This is a genomic window from Robiginitalea sp., assembly GCF_049588695.1.
GTDB lineage: Bacteria > Bacteroidota > Bacteroidia > Flavobacteriales > Flavobacteriaceae > Robiginitalea.
Window position 1 is genome coordinate 1 of record NZ_JBAVZJ010000256.1, and the last position, 7,914, is coordinate 7,914.

Here is a 7,914-nt window from a genome sequence, read left to right on the forward strand (position 1 = left end):
ATTCAGGCAAAAATCATAAGTACCGAACAGCAACCGGTCTCCGATAGGTACCAGGGGGGCTCCCTGTCCGCCCAGGGCAATATCGCCCGAACGGAAATCTCCAATGACGGGCAATCCGCTGGAAAGGGCCACGTATTGAGGTGCTCCCAACTGAAATGTAAAACCGAGCTGCGGCCTGTGGTGTACCGTATGGCCATGGGAGGCCACCGCATCCAGGGTCGATGAATCGGGTCCCAGGAAAGCAGCGGCCTGCTGCCCCAACCAGGCCCCGTATCGGGCATCCAGCGCCAGGAGGTCCGTGGCTTGAAGCCCTATCGAATTTTCGAGTTGTGATCTCAGCGCCTGAGGGTAGTCCACATACCCGGAACGGATCAGCTGATAAGACCAGGAAGTTCCTTCCCGGTGGAAAGAGCACAATGCCATATCCAGGCCGTCCAGGGAAGTCCCCGACATCATACCCAATATCTGAAATGTATTTTTAGTTGTCATAATCGAGCTCTATAGGGATTTCGCCTTTCGCCTGGATACGCCCTAAAAAGTGCTCTGCGGCCGTTTCCTGAAAAACAGGCTGGGATTGAAAAGCACAAACCACCCCACTAAAGAGATTCAATGGCAGTTTTGCGAGCACATACGGATTTCCAAAAAGATAAAGAACGATGTTCTTTTCATCACTCAACACCGCTAGTTCATTGAGGAGTGTAGAAGGTAATCCAAAGAAGTCTTTAGGCTTCATATGAGGGGGCTGCAGGGTGAGCAGGATGTTTTGCGACTGCACCCCCGTGTCTTTTGAAAATCCGACTCCCGAGGAACAGGTATATGTTTTAAAATCGTGAACTTCCCGAAGTGTTTTGACAAAAACCTCCGGCGTTTGACCTATGGCAATCAACTCAAAGCCTTCTTTCCTGAATGCAGCATCTGCCGCCTGAGCATCGCCTAATTCAATAAGACACTCCCGGGCCAGTTGAGGGTTTAAAGCAGCAGGGTCGCTCTTTGAGGCGATGAATTCTGATGTACCCAGGAAGGCTAGGGATTTTAGGTCCCAAATCCTTTTAAAGGAAGCCTCAATTCGCGGGCCGCTCACTTCATTTAAGATGAGCTCAATGCTCTCCGGAATCCGCTCTGCATAGCACAATATATCATTACCCGCCTGAATGGCTCGTAAATTCAGGGTTTCAGGCTGTGCCGAGACACCCTTGAGGGCATGCATGTTTAAGGCGTCTGTAATGATGGCCCCTTCAAATTTCATGTCCCTGAGTACACGGATGATTGGTTGGGATAAACTAGCGGGAAGGCTCGAAGGATCGAGCTGGGGCAGAGACAAATGCCCCGTCATGATCACAGGTACATGGGCCTCAATCAGGGCCTTAAAAGGAAGGAGTTCCTCGTCTGCAAGGTCCGCAAGGCCCTTGTCTAATACCGGCAGGTTCAGATGTGAATCCACCGCGGTATCCCCGTGGCCGGGAAAGTGCTTGGCACAACTCAGAATCCCGCCGTCTGCCAGGCCCCGGTGCAGGAGGGTTGCTTTACGGCTTACGGCCTCCGGATCGCTTCCAAAGGCGCGGTATCCGATGACCGGGTTCTCCGGATCGGTGTTAATATCCACTACAGGTGCCAGGTTGAGGTGAATTCCCACTTCACGGCAATCCTGGGCCATACGAAGTCCAAGCTCGTAGAGCAGGTTTTCTGAGGAACGGTTCAGGGCACCGAGGGTAAGGGCATAGGGATATTGAGGGGCGCGTTCAACGCGCATAGCCAGCCCCCACTCCGCATCGATAGCCATCAAAAGGGGATATCTCGCCGATCTCTGATAGCGTTCGATAAGCTGTTGGAGACGGCCCAGGCTGTTTTCGTTATAGGGGATTTCTTTAGGACCTTCGAAGTTTGTGGCTGCACTTGCGCGGCTGTGGAAAAAGCACAAACCCCCAACCTGTCCCTTTTCTATGAGGGATTCCAATTTTTCAATCTCAGCCTCACTGTCATTGATAAAGGCCGCAGGCATAAAGAGTTGCCCCACTTTTTCACCGAGGTTTAGCTGGGATTTAATCTCGTCATATGCGGGAAATTCAGACATCATTTTCGGCCGATTTTTTCCCAAAATCCCGGGGATACCGGATGTATTTCAAGAGGATGAGAGAAGGAAGGGCAGCTGCCACAACCCAGAGAAAAAAACCGGGATACCCCAGGGATTCCTGTATAAAACCACTGGCCATTCCCGGAAGCATCATCCCCAGGGCCATAAAACCGGTTGCCAGGGCGTAATGCGCTGTTTTATAAGGCCCCTGGGAAATATAGATCAGGTAGATGAGAAAAGCTGCAAATCCAAAACCATACCCAAACTGCTCCAGAATTACGGTGCCGCTTACGGCCCACAGGCTATTTTCCCCAGTCCACGCCAGCAGGGCGTATAACAAATTGGGTAAGTTCAGGGCCAGGAGCATGGGAAGCATCCACTTTTTCAAGCCGTCCCTGGAAATGAGTATACCCCCGAGAATTCCCCCGGCCGAGAGAAAAAGGATCCCCAGGGTCCCATAAATAGTGCCGACTGCTTCTGTGGAATAGTTTAGCCCCCCTGCACTGTCGGTATCCAGCAAAAAGGGAGCCGCCATCTTGACCAGTTGGGATTCCCCGAGCCGATAGGATAAGATAAAGGCAATGGCCCAGCCAATGCCCGGTTTGAGAAAAAAATCGCGCAGGACCTTGACAAATCCCTGGCCTCCTTCCGGGGTCCGGTTGACCTCATAGACCGGGGTGGCAAAAAAATTGCCAACCGTTAGCAGGAGCATTAGAAACGCAGTAAACACCATGGTAACAGACCAGGCTCGTGCCGGATCCCCCAGACGCTGTTCCAGAAAACCGGCCAGAATTACAATAAGGCCCTGCCCGGTTATCATGGCCAGGCGGTAAAAAGTGCTTCGAAGTCCTACAAAAAAGGATTGTTTTTTCTCACTCAGGGCGATCATATAGTACCCGTCGGAGGCGATGTCATTTGTGGCCGAGGCAAAGGCCGCCATCCAGAAACAGGCCAGGGTAGCCGTGAGAAAGACGTCCGTGGGAACGCTTAGCCCTACCCCGAATAAAGCCAGGGCGATGAGCAATTGCATCCACAAAAACCATCGCCTTTTCGTTCCTTTTAAATCTACCCAGGGGCTCCAGAGGGGCTTGAGTACCCAGGGCAGGTAGAGCCAGCTGGTGTATAAGCCAATTTCGGCATTACCCAGCCCTATTTGCTTATACATGATAACAGATACGGTAACCACAAGGACATAAGGCAGGCCCTGGGTAAAATACAGGCTGGGGACCCACCACCAGGCCTTTTTGTCTTTAGGCGTCATGCCCCGAAGTTATGCTTTCAAATGATACCGAACAAAACCTTCCATGGCTTCATATTCTGCGAGACCCAAAGCATCGTACCTCCGGGCGGTATCCCGGTTTCTTTGCTCGGCCCGTTGCCAAAACTCCCTTTGGTCGTGACCCGGGAACATAGCGCTGTCCTTCTGGGACTGGTGTTTAAAAATGGCGTTCTTTTTTCGTTCCATGTCCATTGGGCCAATGGGCACAGACATCTCCATATCTGCAATATCCCATTCCTGCCAGGCGCCCCGGTAGAGCCATATAAAACAATCGTCCAACCATTCGGCCCCCTCTATTTTCAAACGATCCAATGCCTGAAAGATGATTTGGAGGCAAACCCTGTGGGTGCCGTGTGGATCTGATAAATCGCCTGCGGCAAAGATTTGATGGGGCCGTATGCTTTGCAGCAGTTCGTAGGTTTGGGTCACATCCGCTTCAGAATGCGGTTTTTTCTTTACAGTACCCGTCTGATAAAAGGGCAGGTTCATAAAGTGTGCATGGGCTTCGTGCACCCCACAGTAGCGACATGCAGATAGGGCTTCTCCTTTGCGGATCAAAGCTTTAAAATTCTGTATTTCCGTGCTGTCAACTTCTCCAGGTTTCTTTTGACTTAAAAAATTCCGCACCTCCTGGAATTGATCCTGTAGTTCCTGATTGCCTTTTTGAATATCGGTGGCGAAGTCCAGGAAGCGAATCACCTCGTCGTCAAAAACCGCTATGTTTCCCGAGGTTTGATAGGCAACATGTACTTCATGCCCCTGATCTACAAGGCGCAGTAGTGTCCCTCCCATGGAGATGACATCGTCATCGGGATGCGGGCTGAAGATCAGGCTCCGCTTGGGAAAAGGCTGGCTTCGCTCCGGCCTGTTGCTGTCATCGGCATTGGGCTTGCCGCCAGGCCACCCGGTAATGGTGCGCTGCAGGTCGTTGAATACCTTTAAATTGATATGTTCTGCCGATCCGATTTCCGCAATGAGGTTCCCCATGCCGTATTCGTTATAGTCTTCATTGGTCAGTTTTAATATGGCTTTGTTTAGGGTGTATGAAAGCCAGATGGCAGCCCTTTTAATCAGGGTGTCGTCCCAATCACATTCGCTAACGAGCCATGGTGTAGCTACCCGGGTGAGGGCAGAGGCTGCCGGACGGTCGGTAAGTACTTCGCAATTCGGGTGATTCTGCAAAAAGGTAGCAGGTACGGATTCCCTGATTTTTCCTTCCACAGCCTTTTGAATGATCTCAGATTTCCCCTCACCCCAGGCCATCATGATAATCCGCCTGGCCGAAAGTATGGTCCCAACCCCCATAGTGATGGCCTTTGCCGGAACATTTTCCAGGCCGAAAAAATCACTGGCTGCATCGAGACGGGTCACCCGATCCAGGCGTACCATCCGGGTGATACTGCCCAGAGAGGAGCCTGGTTCGTTAAAGCCGATGTGGCCCGTACGCCCGATACCCAGAATTTGAATATCCAACCCCCCTGCTTTTTGAATTTTTTCTTCGAAGGCCTGACAAAAATCACGGACATCTTCTTTTTCCTGTGTCCCGTCGGGAATGTGAATGTTTTTTGCAGGGATGTCGATGTGGTCAAAGAGATGCTCCCTCATAAAGCGCACATAACTGTGTATGGAGTCGGGTTGCATGGGATAGTACTCATCCAGATTAAAGGTGAGGACATTTTTAAAACTGAGGCCCTCTTCTTTGTGGAAGTGCACCAGGAAATCGTAGAGTCGGGTAGGGGTGGATCCTGTAGCGAGGCCTAAAACGACATTTTTACCTTCTTTTTGCCGGGAACGAATCAAGGATTCTATTTCCCGGGCGGCGTAAAGGGAAGCGGATTCAGAGTCCTCGTATATGTGGGTGCGTATCTTCTCAAACTTAAAAGCCTCTTCGTCCTTGGGAATCGGATAGGAGGCAGCGGCAGGGGAGAGGTCTGGCATAACATTAAGGTTTTCGTTAATGACAAAAATAAGGCTTAGTTTGTATAATTGCAATAAAATGCAAGTATAAGTGCAATAAAATGCAATTTAAAGGAATAATATATTTTTATACCTTTTTATACTTGCAAAAAATCGAAAATTGTATCTTTGTGGAAACTTCCTATGCTAAAAGAAGAACGACAACGAATGATCCTCAGAGATGTAGAAGTGCACAACCGGGTTTTGCTGACGGATCTGGCTGAGCAGCTTGGGGTTTCTGTGGATACCGTGCGCAGGGATGTAAAAGAACTGGATGCCGTTCAGAAACTCAGAAAGGTTCACGGGGGTGCGGTCTCTCTCGGATTTATCGCCCCGGCGGCGGCCAATGCGAATACCTACGCTATTGCGGAGAAAATAGTTATTGCCAAAAAAGCTTTGGGGATTTTAAGGAGTGGTAGTGTTATCTTTCTGGATGGAGGCACCACCTGCCAGGAGTTGGCGCGTTTGCTACCCGAAACACTGCAGATCACCTGTTTTACTATTAGTCTCCCCGTTGCTTTATTACTTCAGAACAAACCTGGTGTGCGCGTTATCCTCATTGGAGGCGAGGTCTCTGCTGAGGCCCATATTACTACGGGGGTTACTGCTGTGAATGCCCTTGCCGACATCCATGTGGATTACGGTTTTATTGGCACGGGATATGTAGATGCACTTCACGGTCTTACGGAGTTTGACTGGGATGTGGTCCAGGTGAAGAAGGCGGTAGTAGAGGCCTCCCGCAAGGTAGTTCTGTTGTGTATTTCGGAAAAACTCAATTCTCAGCACCGGTACCGCACATGTGACATTAGTGCTATAAATTCGATTATTACGGAGCTGGAACCGGAATCCAGTCGTTTGAATTCATTTCGAAGTCATCAAATCCATATTCTCTAATTATGTCCGATTTTGATAAAATTACGGAGTCTCCTTCCCACTACGACCATCTGGAAAAGATGGACGTCGGTGAATTACTCCAATCCATCAATGATGAAGATCAGAAAGTCGCTTTAGCGGTTCGAAAATGCCTCCCGGCGATCACGGCACTCGTGGAGGCTATCGTACCCCGGTTTCTCAGCGGGGGACGCTTGTTTTACATCGGTGCAGGTACCAGCGGGCGACTGGGGATATTGGATGCCTCAGAAATCCCTCCTACATACGGTATGCCGCACGACCGCGTTGTCGGTTTGATTGCAGGGGGTGACCGCGCCATTCGCAAAGCGGTTGAACACGCAGAGGACAACGCAGATCAGGCCTGGAAGGACCTGGAAGCCCACAAAATTGGTGATTTGGATACACTGGTTGGGATAGCCGCCTCCGGAACCACACCCTATGTAGTTGGGGGTATCCGGAAGGCACGGGAAGCCGGGGTGCTGACCGCGGGAATCACCAACAATCCGGGATCGCCTTTAGCCCGGGCTGCAGAAATCCCCATAGAGATTGCCGTAGGTCCCGAATTCGTTACCGGGAGTACCCGGATGAAAAGTGGTACATCCCAGAAATTAGCCCTCAACATGATTTCTACCGCCCTGATGATTCGCATCGGCAGGGTCAGTGGGAATAAAATGGTTCATATGCAATTGAGCAACAACAAACTCATCGACAGGGGGACGCGATATTTGATGGAACATTTGGGATTCTCATATGAAAAAGCGGGGGAGGCCCTAACCCAATTTGGATCAGTTCAAAAAGCCCTGGAGCATTATAAAAAATAAGAGCAGACCCATCCGGTCTTTTGTCCTTCGGGTTACCTCTTGAGTCTATACTAGGATGTAGGATTCAGCCTGTAGATGCCTTTGCCTTCCACGGCAACGTAGATCAGGCCATCCGGCCCCTGCCGGACGTTGCGAACCCGTCCGATATCTTCCATGAGTTTCTCACGTTTCAGCACACGGCGGCCATCCATTTCAAGGCGTTCCAGATATTGGAACGACAGGGATCCGACCAGTATACTCCCCTTCCAGCCCGGGTATCGGTCGGAGGTCACTGCGCACATGCCGCTGGGGGCGATGGAGGGAACCCAGTAATGAATAGGGGGTTCCATTCCTTCCATTTCTGTTTTATCGGTTATCGGCGTCCCACTGTAGTTAATACCATAGGTAACCAGGGGCCAGCCGTAATTCCGGCCGGGAATCGCAATATTTATTTCATCGCCGCCCCTTGGGCCATGCTCATGTATCCAGATTTCTCCGGTCTCCGGATGTTTAATCATCCCCTGGGGGTTTCGGTTTCCATAAGTGTAGATGGCCGGGAGTGCCCCTGCAGTATTGACAAAGGGATTATCGGCGGGGATGCGACCGTCGTCGTGGAGTCTATAAATTTTGCCCCCATCCCGCGATAAATCCTGGGGATTGACATCTCGTTCACCCCTTTCTCCTATGGTGAAATAGAGATAGCCGTTGTCGTCGAATTCAATACGGGATCCAACATGCTGCCCTTTGGTAGTATTCGGGCCGGCTTTATAAAGCACTTGTAAATCAGTGAATTGATTGCCGTTAAGCCGCGCCCGGGCTATGGCGGTATGCCCGCCTTTCTCAGGCCCCTCTTCCGAGGCGTAACTCATATACACCCACCTGTTTTCCACAAAGTTCGGGTGCAATTCCAGATCGAG

Annotated in this window: 7 protein-coding genes; 2 read left to right on the plus strand and 5 right to left on the minus strand. The window is 50.7% G+C overall.

The annotated features are described in order from the left end of the window. From WBV75_RS06160 to nagB, 4 genes are all read right to left on the minus strand, one after another. Positions 1–489: anhydro-N-acetylmuramic acid kinase (locus WBV75_RS06160; RefSeq protein WP_424119764.1), on the minus strand; the 489-nt coding region annotated here is incomplete at its 3' end. Next, positions 479–2,074: a glycoside hydrolase family 3 protein gene (locus tag WBV75_RS06165; RefSeq protein ID WP_424119765.1), complete on the minus strand. Its 1,596-nt coding sequence runs from the start codon at positions 2,072–2,074 to the stop codon at positions 479–481. The genes WBV75_RS06160 and WBV75_RS06165, both read right to left, overlap by 11 nt. Then, positions 2,064–3,332, minus strand: coding sequence for an MFS transporter (locus WBV75_RS06170; protein WP_424119766.1), 1,269 nt, complete (start codon positions 3,330–3,332; stop codon positions 2,064–2,066). The genes WBV75_RS06165 and WBV75_RS06170 overlap by 11 nt, the downstream gene beginning before the upstream one ends. Before the next feature lie 9 nt (positions 3,333–3,341). After that, positions 3,342–5,288, minus strand: a complete 1,947-nt coding sequence (gene nagB / locus WBV75_RS06175; protein ID WP_424119767.1) for a glucosamine-6-phosphate deaminase — start codon at positions 5,286–5,288, stop codon at positions 3,342–3,344. A gap of 162 nt (positions 5,289–5,450) precedes the next feature. Between nagB and WBV75_RS06180 the strand changes: the two genes are divergently transcribed. Both WBV75_RS06180 and murQ read left to right on the plus strand, forming a co-directional pair. Then, positions 5,451–6,200, plus strand: coding sequence for a DeoR/GlpR family DNA-binding transcription regulator (locus tag WBV75_RS06180; protein ID WP_424119768.1), 750 nt, complete (start codon positions 5,451–5,453; stop codon positions 6,198–6,200). Between the two features lie 2 nt (positions 6,201–6,202). Continuing rightward, positions 6,203–7,018, plus strand: a complete 816-nt coding sequence (murQ, locus tag WBV75_RS06185; RefSeq protein WP_424119769.1) for an N-acetylmuramic acid 6-phosphate etherase — start codon at positions 6,203–6,205, stop codon at positions 7,016–7,018. A 50-nt stretch (positions 7,019–7,068) separates the two neighbouring features. On the opposite strand, the gene WBV75_RS06190 is transcribed toward murQ, so the two are convergent. Beyond that, a partial coding sequence (locus WBV75_RS06190) for a PQQ-dependent sugar dehydrogenase (protein ID WP_424119770.1) occupies positions 7,069–7,914 on the minus strand: 846 nt, incomplete at its 5' end.

Excerpts from the sequence above, each read along its gene's own strand:
- WBV75_RS06165 (WP_424119765.1), bottom strand. The coding sequence starts at position 2,074 with ATGATGTCTGAATTTCCCGCATATGACGAGATTAAATCCCAGCTAAAC.
- WBV75_RS06170 (WP_424119766.1), bottom strand. The coding sequence starts at position 3,332 with ATGACGCCTAAAGACAAAAAGGCCTGGTGGTGGGTCCCCAGCCTGTAT.
- nagB (WP_424119767.1), bottom strand. The coding sequence starts at position 5,288 with ATGCCAGACCTCTCCCCTGCCGCTGCCTCCTATCCGATTCCCAAGGAC.
- WBV75_RS06180 (WP_424119768.1), top strand. The coding sequence starts at position 5,451 with ATGCTAAAAGAAGAACGACAACGAATGATCCTCAGAGATGTAGAAGTG.
- murQ (WP_424119769.1), top strand. The coding sequence starts at position 6,203 with ATGTCCGATTTTGATAAAATTACGGAGTCTCCTTCCCACTACGACCAT.